Below are 13,948 nucleotides of genomic sequence, written 5' to 3' on the forward strand. Positions count from 1 at the left end.
AGCGAAGATTGCTGAATATACAACGGAAATTTAATCTTAACGATAATATTTATACTTACCTGCTGGAAAAAAGGGCCGAGGCCGGAATTAAAAAAGCATCAAACATTAGTGATGCGAAAATTCTGGATAAAGCCCGGGGCAGCAGTGTTTACATGATCAGTCCCAAGTACAAAATGAATTATATACTGGGTCTGATAATCGGTTTTCTTGTGCCCCTGATTATTATTTTGATAAAAGATTTCTTTAATAATAAAATTGTTGATAAAAAAGATATTGAAGATAATACAAACGTTCCTGTGCTAGGAGTTGTGGGGCACAATGTTTTGGCTTCAGAATTTGTTGTGAAAGATAAACCAAAATCTTCACTGGCCGAGTCCTTTCGATCAGTTAAAACGAACCTGCAATATTTATTACTCGATGATAAAAGCAAAGTAATAAGCATATCATCTGCAATGAGTGGTGAGGGTAAAACATTTTCATCTATTAATTTGGCAGCAGTTATGGCCATGACCAATCAAAAAACCCTCCTGGTTGGTTTGGATTTGCGAAAACCAAAAATCCATTATGAATTTGATGTTGATAATTCGATTGGTCTCTCCACATATTTGATCGGGAAACACGAGATCGATGATATTTTAATTGAAACAACTACAGAAAATCTCTCCATTGTACCCTCCGGTCCAACCCCGGTTAATCCGGCAAAACTGCTTGAAACAGATCGTTTTCAGCAGTTCATAAAAACCATCAGAGAACGATACGATTTTATTGTTTTTGATACGCCCCCGGCTGCTATGGTTAGCGATGCAATTGTGCTGGCTAAATACGCTGATGCCAATGTTTTTGTTATCCGCCAGAATTACTCCACCAAAAATGCCCTGGAACTTATTAATGACTTACACAAAAATAATCGTCTTCAAAATATGAGTATTCTTGTAAACGATGTCAAATTGAAAGGCTACTACGGCACTTACGGCTATGGCTATGGTTACGGCTATGGCTATGGTTACGGTTACGGTTATGGTTATGGCTATGGTTACGGAGAAGAATACCATGAGGATGATGAAAACGGCAAAACAACTTTTAAAGAAAAAATTTTGATGCTGTTAAACCTTAAAAAATGATTTTCATAATCTTTTGAAATGCTGAAAGTCAATTTAATAAAATAAATATAATGACCCGGCTATTTTTAACTACACTTATTTTTTTCTTTTTTGCCAATTGGGTGGCAGGGCAATGTGAGTTAAACGAGCTAAAAAACAAAAATAAAGCTGAAATAGAATGGCCCGGGTTTATTATTCAGGAGATACCTGCTAATTTAAAAGTTGAATCTAAGTTTGCCCATGATACAATATCTATAAAACTTCCGACGGGTGAGTGGAAAAAATTTGTTGGTAGTAAAGGTAATTATAAAGTAACTTTTAATAGCACGGGATATTATGAGGTTCGCTTAGGCCCTGAAACTTATACAACCCACGTTCGCGTAATGCCTTTGTGGTACTCAATTTTACCACCTTTAATTGCAATTCTGTTTGCTATGCTTTTTAAAGAGGTGCTTACTGCCTTGCTGATAGGCTTATTAAGTGGCACAGTTGCTATAGCCTGGTACTCCGGCGACAGCCATTTTGGAACAGCATTTATTACGGGTTTCTTCGATATTATTGACAATAGAATAATTCATACAATTGCAGATTCGGGGCATGCATCGGTTATCGTCTTTTCATTAATGATTGGAGCGGTTGTCCAAATAATCAGAAATAATGGAGGAATGCATGGGTTGGTGCAACGTTTGGCTCGTAAGGTTAGTACACAGCGAAAAGGTATGTTTTTTACCTGGTTAATGGGTGTGTTAATTTTTTTCGACGATTATGCCAATACCCTGGTAGTAGGTAACACAGTGCGCCCGATCACAGACCGTTTAAAAATATCTCGAGAGAAGCTTGCATATATAGTCGATTCCACCGCAGCTCCTGTTGCCTGTTTAGCTTTTGTAACCACATGGATAGGGGTCGAGCTTAGTTACATTCAGGAGGGTTTGAACCAGCTGAGTACTGATATTAGTCCATATCAGCTCTTTTTGCAATCGCTGCCCTACAGGTTTTATCCATTCCTGGCTTTGATATTCATTTTATTCATGATATACCAACGACGCGATTTCGGTCCCATGTATAAAGCAGAGATTGAGACTGGTAAGTTAAGGTTCAACGATGCTGAAGATCAAAATTCTCAGGAGGACAAACCAAAATCGTCCCATTGGTTAAATGCCATTGTTCCTGTAGGCATAATTGTATTTGGTACTTTTGCAGGCTTAATTGTAACAGGATATGATATTGCCGTTTGGCAAACAGAGGATTATTCTTTTATCAGGAAGCTTAGTATTACTATAGGTAATTCTGATGCTTTTAAAGCTTTACTTTGGTCATCAATGACGGCTGTTGTTGCTGCATTTGTCATGAGTGTGTCCCAAAAACTACTAACCCTAAGGCAAACTTCAGATGCTATAATAGATGGTTTCCGCTCAATGTTGAGTGCAATTGTGATCTTAATTCTCGCATGGTCGCTTGCCTCTATAACTCAGGAGCTCCATACAGCCCAGTTTTTAGCCGGATTTTTGTCTGCTTTGAAATCATTGCCTGGTTTGCTGCCTGCAATTACTTTTGTGTTAGGGGCCTTGGTTGCATTTTCAACAGGATCATCGTGGGGAACTATGGCTATTTTATATCCTCTGCTAATGCCTGTGACCTGGCATATCGGAGAGATGGCCGGAATGCCACTTCCTGAGATTAACCTTTTACTAGCTCAAATGGTTTCGGGGATTCTTGCAGGTGCCGTATTAGGCGATCATTGTAGCCCAATTAGTGATACTACAATATTAAGCTCGCTGGCCAGTAATTGCGATCATATCAGCCATGTCAAAACTCAAATGCCTTATGCACTAACTGTTGGTTCAGTGGCATTATTTATCGGTCTGGTTCCTCTTATCTGGAATGTTTCTCCATGGATTACTTATCCAATAGGCATTACGGTTTTATATTTTGTACTGAAACTGTTTGGTAAAAAGGTTCAATAGCCAGGTCTATTTTATTACCAGTTTTTTACTATAAGTCATCTCACTGCTGGAGATCCTGACAACATATAGTCCCAATGAAATGTTTGATAAGCTCAGCCTATGCTCGCCAGGCCTAAGATTTGGCCACTCTCTAATCTTTCTTCCTGCATAGTCAAAAATTTCGACCAGAGCAGTATTAATATTTGTTGGTACCTCTATTCTTGTATAGTTTCCAGCCGGGTTGGGGTAAATGGAAATGTGAAGTTTAGAAGTTTGCTTCGAAATACTTACGGTATCTTCCATTTGATTGTAGAAAATGAAATTTTCCACATCCCAGTTAGAGACAACCATGTCGGCATACGGACTGTAGGTAAAATGTATAATAATAGTGTCATTTTGAAGAATATTGGGTTTTGTGCTTATCCAGTTTTTGCCGGGCACAAAGCAGTAATCATTATATTCTAAAAAAGTAGAGTTGTGCTGAACAGTTATAAGTCGTTCAGCCGGTTTCTTGCTCATGTAGAAAACCGAGGCAGAATCCTGCGACACTACAATGGTATCTGTAATCTGCATGTTTTGTTCTTTTCCCAAATCGGCTAATGATATGGCTTCAACAACGGACTCACTCGTGAATGTATAATCAGGTGCGGAACTAAAACCAGCGTCCATTCCACAGTATATTCTTAGCGATTCCCACCATCCTCCGGATATGAGGTCAAGCTGATTATCATTGTTGATATCGTATAAATAGACACCTGATTGGTAATTCCATTGGTCTGACTCCCAATTTGCCATACTGCTTAATGGAAGTGTGCCGTCACCAAAAAGATAAGATTTCATTTTGCCATCTCCACCTTCCTGGTTGTTATTGGTGAACACAACATCCGGATAAATATTTTCATCTATAAATCCAACATCCAGGGAATTAACCAGTAAATTATTTTCACTACTTTCCCAGGCGTGTATTTTATTGATAACACCAGTGGAGTCGGTCAGGTAGATTTTGCTCGTAAATCCATTGCTTCCGTATACAATATCCATGAATCCGTCATAATTGAAATCAGCAAAATCCACATCATAACTACAGGCCGTATCATTGGTTTTCCAATTTGCAGTATCTGTAAAAGTGCCATTATTGTTAATGAAAATGCGTCCCTGATCAAAAACGCTATAATATGATTCTCCTCCCGTGGCAGCTATATCCAGATCTCCATCGCTATCGGCATCGCCCAGCGCACAACTGAATGTGTAAAATGATTCGGATATATAAGATGGTGAATTGTCAATTCCACTGGCATAATTGTAATATACCTTGATTTTACCCGGAGAGCCAAACCCCGAATCTCCAAGATAAACGCTTACTACAATGTCGTTCCAGCCGTTTTTATCTAAGTCTCCAACGCAGAGGTGTGCATGGTAATCGTTATCCGTTGATTGCCAGTCGGGAGTGTTTGAGAATGTACCGTCACCCAGATTATAATAGATTTGAACCTTATCTCTTATGATATCGTTACCATTTGCTACCACTATATCTTTCCAACCATCATTGTTCATGTCGGCTATGCCCAGGCCCGTTCCGTATTTTCCTTCTTCTGAAAAAAGAAAGTCCGGAGTTTCATTGAAATAATCAAACTGAGCATAGGTTATATTCAGTGCACCAAATACTAAGGTGAGACTTATAAATAGATGTAATGATTTTTTCATGTCATGAGATTTTAAAGGCAATTTACAAAATTTTAATTACATGGATTTTTGTTGTTTTATATTAAGTATGACCGTTCGTTCAATCAGCGTCGTATTGAATTTTTAACGATTTGTTTTGTGGATGGCTTATTTATAGGGACTTAAAAATAAATTTGTATAATTTTTAAAAATATATGACTGAACGTTTGGTCATTTTAAGCAACTGTATTATATTTGACCGAACGTTCAGTCAATGTGTTTGCAGATGAAAACAAAAAAAGAAAATATTATTGATACAGCTATTCAGTTATTTGCTGAGAAGGGATTTCATAACACATCAATTAGCAAGATCGCTGAAGCTGCAGGGGTGTCAAAAGGTTTAATGTACAATTACTTCGATAGTAAAGAAGATTTACTTAAGCATATTTTCGACATTGGTGCCGAAAAACTCACTGAAAATTTTGACCCAAACCGTGACGGCGTGCTTACGCGCGAGGAATTGATATATTATTTACATGATATTTTTTATAAGATGCAACGCGAGCGCGATTATTGGATCCTCTTTTTTACTGTAGTAATGCAGCCTGGGATGCAAGAACTCGTGAAAGATCAGACCATTAAAATAATAGGCCCAATGATGGAGGAGCTTACAGCCTATTTTACTGAATCAGGCTGTGATGAGCCTGAAGCACAAATGCGTTATTTCGTTGCTACATTGGATGGCGTAGGTATGCATTATTTGCTTGACCCGGAAGGATTTCCGATTAAAAAAGTTTTACAAAAAATAATCAAAGATTTCGTTTAACCCTTAAAACCAAATTTATGATTTTTAAATTATTAACTCGCACCGTTACAATGGTTATGCTGGCCGCAATTATAAACCCAATTTTTGGCCAGCCCGACCATGCTACTGAGATTGTCCGAAAATCAGATCAGCTGATGCAGGGAGATTCCTACATAAGCACAATGACCATGAAAATCGTTCGACCCACCTGGGATCGCACAATTGTTTTTAAAAGCTGGGGTAAAGACCGCGATCTGGCCATGACCTATATTAAAGCCCCGGCCGCAGAGAAAGGACAGAGCTTCTTGAAGCGTGGTAATGAGATGTGGACATGGAATCCAAAAATTAACAGACTCATTAAATTGCCTCCCTCCATGCTATCACAAGGATGGATGGGATCTGATTACACAAACGATGATATCCTGAAAGAATCAAGCATCGTGAAGGATTATAATCATACTGTTGTGAATGTAGAAAATTATGAAGGATATGAATGTTGGGTGATTGAAATGACTCCTAAAGAAGATGCTGCAGTGGTTTGGGGGAAAATAATAAGTCATATAGCCAAAGAAAAGTATTTTCCGCTTAAAGTTCAGTATTTTAGTGAAGATGGTGAGCTTGTAAAAAGTCACTTAAATTCAGAGATAAAACATATGGATAACCGGGATATCCCTACAAAAACTATTGTGCAACCCGCCGATACTCCAAATAAAAAAACAATTGTGATCATTGATCAAATTGATTTTAATATAAAGCTGAGTGATCAGTTTTTCTCGCAACAGAATATGAAACGAATTCGTTAATCCAACCTGCATTTGCAGGATAAAATCTTAAAATTATGAAGGATTTGAAAATGGCATGGCGAAATTTGTGGCGTAACAAGCGCCGTACATTAATAACCGTAATGTCAATATTTTTTGGGGTTGTTTTAAGTACCATGATGGGCTCTATGCAGGAAGGCATATATGGCAGCATGATTGACAATGTTGTAAAAACCTATTCGGGTCACGTACAAATTCAGCATAAGGATTACAATGCACATAAAAGTATTAATAATACCATTGACCAAACCGACGGATTGCTTGATTCTGTTTTGAATATTGCTCATGTTAAGGCTGCAGTTCCCAGGCTTAAAAGTTATACCCTTATTTCTAATGGAGATAAAACCAGGGGAGGGATGCTAATAGGCATTGATCCTGAAAAAGAAAATAACCTTACCGGACTTAAACAGTGGGTTGTGAAAGGCTCATATTTGCAGAAAAGTGATCAGGGATTATTAATAGCAAAAAACCTCGCAAAACATCTCGAAGCTGAATTGGGCGATACCATTATTTTAATGAGTCAGGGATACCATGGAGCCAGTGCTGCCGGGCTTTATCCTGTGCGTGGAATTCTTGAGTTTCCGACACCGGAGCTCAACAGCATGGGCGTGTACCTGGATTTGGAAACCACACGGCAGTTCTTTTATGCATATGAGAAAATGACCGAGATTGCCTTGTTGGCAGATGATTATGAAGATGTACCCACAATAGAAAAAGAATTGTATGATGTATTCGATGATCGATACAACTATTTGTCATGGAAAGAGCTGTCTCCTGAATTAGTACAGTTTATTAATTCCGATAAGGCTAGTGGTGTGCTTATGAAAGCCATTCTATATCTCGTAATTGGGTTTGGCATATTGGGCACCATAATGATGATGATGGCTGAAAGACGCAGGGAAATGGGCGTTATGGTTGCTGTAGGTATGCAAAAATACCGCCTTGGCAAAATTATTTGGTACGAAACCATGATGATTGGTTTTATTGGCGTTATCGCAGGTTTTGTTTTTAGTTTACCTCTGGTAGGTTGGTTTAGTGCAAACCCTATTCCCATTACCGGAGAATATGGTGCAGCCTATGAGCAGTTTGGAATGGAGCCATTGCTTTATTTTAAACTCTCCGCCAGTGTGTTCTTAAATCAGGCACTGATAGTTTTCTTAATAACTTTTGGTATATCTGCATATCCATACCAATTGGTTCGGAGATTGAATACGATTGAGGCCATTCGTGGTTAACTAAATGTTGAACCCTAAAAACTTTAAATAATGATTTGGTTTATAGCATGGCGAAATATATGGAGAAACCGTACCAGGAGTCTCATAATTATGATCGCTATTATAATAGGAATTTTTGCAGGAACTTTTGCATCAGCATTAATGAGGGGAATGATGGAACAGCGGGTCGAGAATGTTATCAATACAGAGTTGTCCCATATTCAGTTTCACCATCCTGATTTCTTAAAGCTAAAAGAGCCTGAAAAGTATATGGAGAATTTGCCTGAAAAGATCGCTGTGATTGATTCTGCGCAAGGAGTTGAGGCTCATTCAGAACGTATCATTATTAGCAGCATGGTCAGTTCGGCAGAAACCGGTTCAGGAGTTCAATTGAGTGGCATCAACCCAACTAAAGAAAAAAAGGTCACAAATTTACATGAACAGATTATAGCCGGAGACTACTTTGAAGCAGGAAAAGTAAAACGAATTGTAATAGGAAAGAAACTGGCTGAGAAATTAAAAGTTAAGGTAAAATCAAAAGTAGTACTAACTTTTCAGGCACTTGACGACACTCTGGTATATGAAGGATTTAAAGTGGCCGGAATATTCGAAACTGTAAATTCCACTTATGATGAAACACATGCTTTTGTTAGGTATGATGAGTTGGCTAAAGCACTTGAAATGCCTCAAAGTACCTGTCATGAAATAGCTGTATTAATGGAAGATAACAAGGCGGTTGACTCAACAAAAATAAATTTTGCGAAAGCTTTTCCATCCCTGGATGTGCAATCCTGGACAGATTTGTCTCCTGAGATGCGGGTCCTGACTAAAAGTATGGAACTTATGACCTATATTTTTATTGGTATTATATTGCTAGCACTGCTTTTTAGTATTATAAATACAATGCTCATGGTTGTGCTGGAACGCACAAAAGAAATAGGTATGCTAATGAGTGTTGGAATGAATAAGCTTCGTGTATTTACTATGATTTTACTTGAAAGTGTTTACCTGTCCGGGTTTGCCGGGATAATTGGTGTCGTAATAGGTTATGGTACAGCAAAGTTCACCTCAGTTAGTGGTATTGATCTGACCGGACTATATGGCGAGGGATTAAGGAATTATGGCTATGACCCCGTTATATTTCCTGATATTGATTTTCCAATGGTCATAAACATTACTTTAATGGTGTTACTAACCGGTGTGGTTGCTTCCTTAGTGCCTGCTCGTAAGGCTTTGAAGCTAAATCCGGCAGAAGCAGTTAGAACAGATATGTAAAAAGTTATTAACTCAAAAATCCTAAAAAGATGGCAATTATAGATCTTAAAAACGTAAAGAAAATATACAACGACAGCGAAGTGCCTGTAAACGCTGTAAATGGAGTAAACCTCGCATTCGAAAAAGGCGAATTTGCCGCAATAGTAGGACCTTCCGGATCGGGTAAAACAACCTTGCTGAATATGTTGGGCGGTCTCGACAGCGTAACCGAAGGCCATATAACAGTTGATGGTACCCTTGTTAACAATCTGAAGGGTTCTAAGCTTATTAATTTTAGGCTGATGAATATAGGTTTCGTTTTCCAGGCATATAACCTCATACCTGTGCTTACAGCCCGCGAAAACGTAGAGTTTATAATGGAATTGCAAGGTAAACCAGCCAAAGAACGAGCGTTAAGAGCTCATGAGTTGTTGAGTGCTGTAGGATTGGCAGAAAGGGCAAATAACAGACCCAATAAATTATCGGGAGGGCAACAGCAGCGCGTAGCTGTGGCAAGGGCCCTGGCACCAAAGCCCAAGTTTATACTCGCCGATGAACCCACCGCAAACCTTGACTCAAAATCTACAGAAAATTTGCTGGAGATTATGGAGCGCTTAAATAAGGAAGAAAAAATCACCTTTATATTCTCAACGCACGATGCACGCGTTGTGAAAAAAGCTCATAGAGTAATTACAGTGGAGGATGGAAAAGTTATAAAAGATGAGACCAAAAAACAGAGTGAATAAATTTTGAAAATCATATTGATATGAAAAGCGTTTTTTTCGGTATTTTGGTACTCTTTATAAGTGGATTACAGTTACAGGCCCAGAATAATTATGCTTTACCACCCTACGAGTTTTCCGGATATGTGAAAGATGTGCAAACAGTTTTTGTACCCGAAGATATGAAGGAAAATTGGTTGAGCGATAATGCTATACATAACCGATTGAAGTTTACCTACTACCCAACAAGTTGGCTGACGCTTGATATTCAGGCCCGAAACCGTTTTATTTATGGCGATTTTGTAAAGCTTTTCCCGGATTATACACAATATGCCCTTAATCAGGATTACTATGCCGACCTTGACTGGGTATGGTTCGAAAATGAATCTGCTGTAGGGATATCCGAGATCGACAGATTGAATGCTCAATTTATTAAAGGTAAGTGGGAACTGACACTTGGACGTCAGCGCATAAACTGGGGAATGAACCTGGTCTGGAACCCGAATGATGTATTCAATACATTTTCTTATTTTGATTTTGAGTACGAAGAACGTCCCGGTACCGACGCTGCGCGTATAAAATATTACGGATCTTTAACAAGTAGTGCCGAACTGGTTTATCAGGCTGGTGATAGCATTGAGAAAATGGCCATGGCAGGGCTTTATCGGTTTAATAAGTGGGGCTACGATTTTCAGTTCCTTGGTGGATTTATGGGAAATGATTACCTGGCAGGTTTTGGATATTCAGGGCATATTGGGGGCGCAGCATTTCGTGGAGAAATGACCTGGTTTCAACCACGGAAAAGCATTGCAGATACTACCAGTATTGTTGTTGCATCTTTGTCAAGCGATTATACCTTTGAAAACAATCTTTATTTGCACGGAGGTTTTTTGTTTAACAGCAATGGTAAATCTGGTAAAGCTGGTGGAATTGGTGTCTTTACTACCGGAGAGCTGTCCCCAAAAACGTTAAGCAGGGGCAAGGTAAATTTGTTTGGACAGATTACTTATAACATTACTCCACTTGTGAAAGGAGGCGTTAGCACCATAATGAACCCACAGGATTTGTCTGCATTCGTCAGCCCTTCCATAGATGTATCTATTTCAGATAATTTTCAATTGTCAGGCATCGGGCAGCTCTTTTTTGGTCAGCGCGATACTGAGTTCGGAAAAATTGGTCAAATTGGCTATTTAAGATTCAAATATAGCTTCTAAGTTTTGTTAGTATCAACATCTTTTATGCTAAAAAACTGGAAATTTATTGTGCTTAATAATTTATTTCTATATTTGTAAAGGATAGAATAGGGAATTTATTTAGGTATCACTTTATGAAAAAGTTGTTGATTGTTAAAACAGGATCAACTTATGATTCTATTAAAAAGAATCATGGGGATTTTGAAGATATGATCATTGCTGCCTCAGGGATAACAAAAGAGAAATTTGATATTTTTGATGCCAGGGATGAATCTTTAACTTTTCCTTTGCCTGACAAATATGCAGGCATTATCATTACAGGTTCGCATGACATGCTGACATTTAATGATGATTGGATGCAGGATCTTAAAGAATGGATTAATACCATTACCGATACAGATACACCAACACTTGGTATCTGTTTTGGGCATCAGGCTATGGCAGAAGCTTTTGGTGGTGTGGTCGATTACAGAGACTGGGGGCCCGAAGTAGGATATGTAAAAGTAAAATTTGAAGCAGAGGCTTATAATGATGAGCTTTTTAGCATATTGTACGATAAATGCTCAGTTTACCAGTATCACTCGCAATCTGTTATAGAAATCCCCCAGGGAACAACGCTTCTGGCAACAAATAGTATTGATCCTGTGCAGACCATTAGGTACAATTCACATATGTGGTCATGTCAATTTCATCCGGAATTTAACCATGAAATTGTTGCCGAGTATATCAACCAAAATGCATTACATCTTACCACTGAAGGCCTTGATCCCTATGAATTACTAATGCGCCTCGAGCCTGATCAAACAGGAGGAAAATTACTTAAACAGTTCATAAAAATTTGCGGACTTTAGGATATTAATATTTTTTGCACAATATTTGTTTTTAAGTTATTCAAATATTGAAATATTTAAATAAATAGCATAATTATGAATTTAAAGTCCACGCAAATCGCTAAAGCAATTACCTTGCTTGTTATTGCATTGTTTTCATTCAATGTTCAGGCTCAGGAAATTAAGTGGTTGTCTTTTGAAGACGCCATTGAAAAATCAAAAGAGAACCCCAGGAAAATTATTATTGACTTGTATACCGATTGGTGTAAATGGTGCAAGGTTATGGATAAAAATACATTTGCGCATCCGGTTATAGCCAAATATATCAATGAAAACTATTATGCCGTAAAATTTAATGCCGAAAGTACAGAGCCTGTAAGTTTTCAGGGACATAATTTCGAGAACCAAAACAGGGGTAGCAGATCCCCTCACGATTTGGCAATTGCTTTGACTCAGGGTAAATTATCTTATCCAACATATGTGTTTATGGATGAGAAACAACAAATAATCCACGTACAACCCGGATACATTAAACCAAAGCAGTTTGAGCCTATGATTACCTATATTGAGAGGGAATTGTACCGCGAGCAAAAACCATTTGATAAATTTGTAGAAAATTTTGAGTCTAATATTGAATAAAAGGTAGACTTTTTAAATAATCAAATTAAAGCTTTTTCTTATTTTGCAAGAAAAAGCTTTTTTTATGGAGTTAATTGATTTAATCCGAAGAAACAGAAGTATTCGCCGTTTTGATGAATCGGTGAAAATTGATCAGGAGCTTTTGCAAAATTTTGTAGAACATGCCAGACTAAGCGCAAGTGCTAGAAATCAGCAAAGTTTGAAGTTTTTATTGGTCAATGATACTGAAAAGAATCAAAAGATTTTTCCATTGCTACGTTGGGCCGGTTACCTGATAGATTGGAACGGCCCCGGTGAAGGCGAGCGTCCTGCTGCCTACATTGTTGTTTTACACGACAATAGAATAGCTAAATCTCATTTTTGCGATGAGGGAATAGCAATGCAAAGTATTACATTGGCTGCAGCAGAAGCAGGATTTGGTTGTTGTATTATCGCATCAGTCGATCGTGATAAACTTCGCTCAACATTCAGGCTTCCCGATTATCTCGACATTTTAGATGTGTTGACAATTGGTAAACCAGCAGAAAAAGTAGTGCTTGAAGAAATGACCAGTCCAGATTATAAATATTGGCGCGATGAGCATGATGTACATCATGTGCCCAAACGCCCACAGTCAGAAATTCTTTGGCAATCAGACCTGGATTAACCAACCAAAAAATGGCTTTTCATGTTAATAACTTGTGCAGAAAATGTTAATTAAATGTGCACATCCTGTTAGCAGGTGTTGATAAATGGATGTAATTTTGACTCGAGTTATCATGTTCAAATAAATTCTTTAATGCATGAAAGCAAGAGATGATCGCCGTTATAAGCGAAAATACCGTAAGTCTATTTTGTTGACCGATAAGGAAATTAGCGCCTTTGAACAATATTGTGAGCGGTATAAAGTAAGAAATCAGAGTCAAATTATAAGAGAGGCATTGTTTAAAACTATTTTACAGCACTACGACGAAGATTATCCAACATTATTCAGTAAGCAGGAGTTAGCAAGATTGGAGCAATAATATGTCGAATAACCTGGACAAAGCAGCTGATATAATAAAAAATGCCAGTTACATGGTAGCTTTTACTGGTGCAGGTATTTCTGTAGAGAGTGGTATCCCGCCATTTCGTGGCGATGATGGAATCTGGAGTAAATATGACCCTGCCATACTGGAGCTCTCTACCTACCTTGAGAAACCTGAAACAGTTTGGCCTGTAATCCGCGAATTATTTTTTAAATATTTTGGCACGGCAAAACCCAACAATGCACATATAGCACTGGCCTCAATGGAGCAGAAAGGATTGCTCAAAGGCATCATAACCCAGAATATTGATAATTTGCATCAGGAAGCTGGTAGTACCGATGTTGCAGAGTTTCATGGTAACTCAAAAACTTTCATTTGTACGCATAATGCATCGCATGTTGTATCGGTAAACGAGGTCGATTTTGACAGGGATTATCCACATTGTCCCCAATGCAATCATCTTACAAAACCGTCTTTTATTTTTTTTGGCGAGGCCATTCCCCGGGAAGCCTTTATTAAGTCGGAAAAACATGCGCAGGAGTGCGATGTAATGTTGATCGTAGGCTCCACAGGTGAAGTGGTTCCGGCATCAAATATCCCCTGGATGGCCAAACGTAATGGTGCTACAATTATTGAAGTGAATCCACAACCCACAACTTTTACCTACAATATTTCTGATATTACCCTTAAAGGCAAAGCCGGTGAAGTGCTTGTTCAGCTTGATGCATTGCTGTAATAATTCCTCTGCTCATTCA

The 13,948-nt window shown here is 38.3% G+C and carries 14 protein-coding genes; 13 read left to right on the forward strand and 1 reads right to left on the reverse strand.

The window, feature by feature from the left end:
* Positions 1–1,121, forward strand: a 1,121-nt coding sequence (locus tag VJ937_RS03205) for a polysaccharide biosynthesis tyrosine autokinase (protein WP_324065458.1), incomplete at its 5' end; no start/stop codon positions are given.
* A gap of 50 nt (positions 1,122–1,171) precedes the next feature.
* The gene (locus VJ937_RS03210; RefSeq protein ID WP_324065459.1) at positions 1,172–3,067 is read left to right on the forward strand and encodes a Na+/H+ antiporter NhaC family protein; all 1,896 of its coding nucleotides are present in this window, start codon (positions 1,172–1,174) and stop codon (positions 3,065–3,067) included.
* A gap of 6 nt (positions 3,068–3,073) precedes the next feature.
* Here the strand turns inward: VJ937_RS03210 and VJ937_RS03215 are convergent, their stop codons facing one another.
* A complete protein-coding gene (locus VJ937_RS03215; protein WP_324065460.1) occupies positions 3,074–4,750 on the reverse strand; it encodes a T9SS type A sorting domain-containing protein in 1,677 nt (558 codons plus the stop codon).
* A gap of 244 nt (positions 4,751–4,994) precedes the next feature.
* Here VJ937_RS03215 and VJ937_RS03220 point away from each other — a divergent pair, with 244 nt between their 5' ends.
* The 11 genes from VJ937_RS03220 to VJ937_RS03270 all read left to right on the forward strand — a co-directional run bounded on the left by VJ937_RS03220 (position 4,995) and on the right by VJ937_RS03270 (position 13,929).
* Positions 4,995–5,534, forward strand: coding sequence for a TetR/AcrR family transcriptional regulator (locus VJ937_RS03220; protein WP_324065461.1), 540 nt, complete (start codon positions 4,995–4,997; stop codon positions 5,532–5,534).
* A 17-nt stretch (positions 5,535–5,551) separates the two neighbouring features.
* Entirely contained in the window at positions 5,552–6,316 is a 765-nt protein-coding gene (locus VJ937_RS03225) for an outer membrane lipoprotein-sorting protein (RefSeq protein WP_324065462.1), read from the forward strand.
* Positions 6,317–6,351: 35 nt separating this feature from the next.
* Positions 6,352–7,569, forward strand: coding sequence for an ABC transporter permease (locus tag VJ937_RS03230; protein ID WP_324065463.1), 1,218 nt, complete (start codon positions 6,352–6,354; stop codon positions 7,567–7,569).
* A gap of 30 nt (positions 7,570–7,599) precedes the next feature.
* Entirely contained in the window at positions 7,600–8,823 is a 1,224-nt protein-coding gene (locus VJ937_RS03235) for an ABC transporter permease (protein WP_324065464.1), read from the forward strand.
* A 29-nt stretch (positions 8,824–8,852) separates the two neighbouring features.
* Positions 8,853–9,548 carry an ABC transporter ATP-binding protein gene (locus VJ937_RS03240; RefSeq protein ID WP_324065465.1) on the forward strand — a complete coding sequence of 232 codons (696 nt, stop codon included), beginning with the start codon at positions 8,853–8,855 and terminating at the stop codon, positions 9,546–9,548.
* Between the two features lie 20 nt (positions 9,549–9,568).
* Complete coding sequence (locus tag VJ937_RS03245; protein WP_324065466.1) at positions 9,569–10,738, forward strand: hypothetical protein; 1,170 nt, start codon at positions 9,569–9,571, stop codon at positions 10,736–10,738.
* 113 nt (positions 10,739–10,851) lie between these two features.
* Positions 10,852–11,568 (forward strand): glutamine amidotransferase, encoded by a 717-nt coding sequence (locus tag VJ937_RS03250; RefSeq protein ID WP_324065467.1) that lies wholly within the window; start codon positions 10,852–10,854, stop codon positions 11,566–11,568.
* A 75-nt stretch (positions 11,569–11,643) separates the two neighbouring features.
* On the forward strand, positions 11,644–12,186 hold the full coding sequence (locus tag VJ937_RS03255; protein WP_324065468.1) for a thioredoxin family protein: 543 nt from the start codon (positions 11,644–11,646) through the stop codon (positions 12,184–12,186).
* Positions 12,187–12,250: 64 nt separating this feature from the next.
* Positions 12,251–12,832 (forward strand): nitroreductase family protein, encoded by a 582-nt coding sequence (locus VJ937_RS03260; RefSeq protein WP_324065469.1) that lies wholly within the window; start codon positions 12,251–12,253, stop codon positions 12,830–12,832.
* Positions 12,833–12,968: 136 nt separating this feature from the next.
* Positions 12,969–13,190, forward strand: coding sequence for a hypothetical protein (locus tag VJ937_RS03265; RefSeq protein WP_324065470.1), 222 nt, complete (start codon positions 12,969–12,971; stop codon positions 13,188–13,190).
* Position 13,191: 1 nt separating this feature from the next.
* A complete protein-coding gene (locus VJ937_RS03270) occupies positions 13,192–13,929 on the forward strand; it encodes an SIR2 family NAD-dependent protein deacylase (RefSeq protein ID WP_324065471.1) in 738 nt (245 codons plus the stop codon).
* Positions 13,930–13,948: the final 19 nt, after the last annotated feature.

The organism is Salinivirga sp. (genome assembly GCF_035268865.1).
Classification (GTDB): domain Bacteria; phylum Bacteroidota; class Bacteroidia; order Bacteroidales; family Salinivirgaceae; genus Salinivirga.